This window comes from Anaerolineales bacterium, assembly GCA_022866145.1.
GTDB lineage: Bacteria > Chloroflexota > Anaerolineae > Anaerolineales > E44-bin32 > PFL42.
Window position 1 is genome coordinate 1 of the sequence record JALHUE010000104.1, and the last position, 2,748, is coordinate 2,748.

The 2,748-nt window shown below is 68.2% G+C and carries 2 protein-coding genes; both read left to right on the plus strand.

Going from position 1 to position 2,748, the window contains the following annotated elements; all coding sequences use genetic code 11:
- Positions 1-1,218: Ig-like domain-containing protein (locus tag MUO23_03375; GenBank protein ID MCJ7511997.1), on the plus strand; the 1,218-nt coding region annotated here is incomplete at its 5' end.
- 111 nt (positions 1,219-1,329) lie between these two features.
- Positions 1,330-2,319 (plus strand): response regulator, encoded by a 990-nt coding sequence (locus MUO23_03380; protein MCJ7511998.1) that lies wholly within the window; start codon positions 1,330-1,332, stop codon positions 2,317-2,319.
- Positions 2,320-2,748: the final 429 nt, after the last annotated feature.

Genomic DNA, 2,748 nt, shown 5'->3' on the forward strand with positions numbered 1-2,748 from the left:
AATGGCCTGGTCACCAACAATGGAGACGGCAGCTTCACCTATGCACCGAACGTCGGCCCGTTCCTCGCCGACAGCTTCACCTACCGGGTGTGGGACAACGATGGCGCCGCCTCGAACGTGGCCACGGTCACCATCCGTATCAACAAGCCAGATCTGGCCGTCATCAAGGAAGCCAGTACCGACTCGGCGGCGCCGGGTGAGGTTGTGCAGTTCTTCATTTCGATCATCAACAACGGCCCCGGGACGGCCTTCTCCGTATCGGTCTCTGACGATCTGGGAGACTGTTTCCACTGGGTCGGATCGCCCAGCTTTGGCTCCCTGGGGAACCTGGCTCAAGGGGATGCGCGGGTGCTGGTGCCGATGGCACAAGTGGACGCCGCCCCCGATCCACAGTGTGACGACACCAATCGGGCCGAGGTGACGGCAGCCAACGCCGACACCTCCAGCGCCACCGTGACGGTGAGCATCCAAACGCCGCCGACGATGCTCATGTCCATGTTGATGCCCGTGGAACTGACACCGCTTGGCTCACCGACGCCGACCGCGACGGTGGAGCCGACCATCACTGGCGAGAGCAGCCTCACGCCGACAACGGATCCCGCCGACCCGACACCGACGGTGGGCGCTGAGGTCAGCCAGACTTCCACGGCCGAAACGCCCAGTGAGACGCCTTTGGCCTCGGTTGCGCCGCCCACCGCCGAAGGCACAGCCACGGGCGAGCCGCCGATCGAACCTACCGCACCGACCGATCCGCCGACGGAAGCTCCACCGACGCCCGAGCCGTTCGTCGTGCCTTCTGAGGAGGCCACCACGCCTGCACCCGAGCCCAGCGAGCCGCCAGCACCTGCCTCAGAGCCGCCAGGGCCCTTGCCGGAGGCTCCCATGCCAGAGCCCCCAACCGAACCACCCGTCGTCGAGGAGGCACCTGCCTTGCCGCCTGGCGGAGGGGAGGAGCCCCCGGCCGCACCAGCCGGAGGTGGCGAGGAGGGACCAGCCGGTCCGCCGGGCGGGGGGGAAGAGCCCCCGTCCGAATCCATGGCGGCGGTTCTCAGCTTCGTCCGCTGGGACAGGCTGTCCCGCAGGCCGGTCTGGGGGCGGCCTGACGGCGTGTACGCCGCAGCAGACAGCGGCTGGCTGATCCGCTATCTGTTCGCCGTATTCGCCCCGCCTGGGAGCCTGCCGGCGCCTCCCACGCCCACCCCGTTGCCTAGGCGCTAGGCGGGGAGGGGCGGTTGTCGTTGGGCCAGGCCGGTGCCGACCGGCGAAGGGAGGGAGCATGCTGACCCTCCGGGTCGTGAAGGTCCCGTTCGCCAGGATGGAGGTCGGGCCATGGATGCCGCCACGGTCCTGATCGCCGACGATGATGAAGCCCTGCTCGGGCTGATGCTGCGCCGCGTCCAGCGGATGAACCTGCGGGCCGACAGTGCGCAGGACGGCAGTCGTGCGTCTGCCCTTTTGGAGCAGGGAGAGTACCACCTGCTGATCACCGACATCAACATGCCGGGCAAGAACGGTTTGGAGCTGCTCGAGCAAGCCAGAGAGCGCGACCCCAATTTGCAGGTGGTGATCGTCACCGGGGGGGCGACGCTGGAGACCGCCATCCAGGCCTTGAACAACGGTGCCTTCGCCTATCTGACGAAGCCCTTCGACCATATCAGCGTGCTTGAGAACACCGCCTACCGCGCCCTGGAGTACCGCCGCCTGCGCATCGACAACCAGCGCATGGCGGCGATCCAGCGGCGCCGGGGCGACATGCTGGAACAGGAGGTCGCCGATCGCCTGCTGCAGGTCAGCCGCCAGGACCGCGAGATGCGCGAGATCATGGCCCAGCTGCCGGAGGGGATTCTGATCTTAGGCGGCAATCGCGGGCTGGTTCCCGGGAACGAATCTGGCAAGCGCTGGCTGGAACGGGATCTGGGGTCAGCCGAGCGCCCGATCAGCACTTTTCTGGAGTCCGTGCGCGGCCGGGAGGACTTGGCGCCGAGCCTGGCTTACCTCGACGGCCGGACGCTGCAGCTAACGGCGATTCGCCTGTCCAGCCAGGGAACAGCCGGAAGCCGGGTGGTGGTGATCCGCGACCTGACGGAAGAAGGGCGGGAGATCACCGCCGAGATGGTGGCACCGCTGGCCGGGTTTGCGCATGGGCTCGCCCGGCTGCTCAGCCTCGCCGGAAGCGGCGACGTGCGCGATGTCATCCTGCAGCTGGTCACCCACCTTCGGGCTCTGGAGGGCCTGCGCCGGAACTACGCCGGGGCTGCACCCTCCGAAAGCATCCAGCAGCCGACGCCCGCCAACTTGCCGTCCACCCGCTGGTACTGACCGGGAGCGACGGATCGCCTGGCACTCGCCCTCCGAAGAGATCCAGCATCCGGCCCTCACCCACTTGTCGTCCACCCGGTGGCGCTGACCCTGAGCTGCGGATCGCCCGGCACTCCTCGGCTCCAGCCGGCGCGAGCGAAGCCTACCCTAACCACTCACCGAACCTGCGCAGGGCCCGGGAGCTCCGGGCCGAAGCTGCCAGGGGAAGTCTCCCCGTCCGGGCGCATGGAGAATCCAAGCAAGGTCGGGGCCGAGGATCGAACCCCCAGCCCCGATCTTGTCGTTGCAGTGTCTGGCGCCGTGATTGTGCGGAAGCCCCACCGACAATCGGGGCGGGGGACCCAGGGTCAGGCGCTGGCCGGTTCGGGCCGGCGTCGGCGGAACCAGGTCTTCCACTCCCGCTTTTCCCATACCACCAGCAGCGGGGCG

Excerpts from the sequence above, each read along its gene's own strand:
- MUO23_03380 (MCJ7511998.1), top strand. The coding sequence starts at position 1,330 with ATGGATGCCGCCACGGTCCTGATCGCCGACGATGATGAAGCCCTGCTC.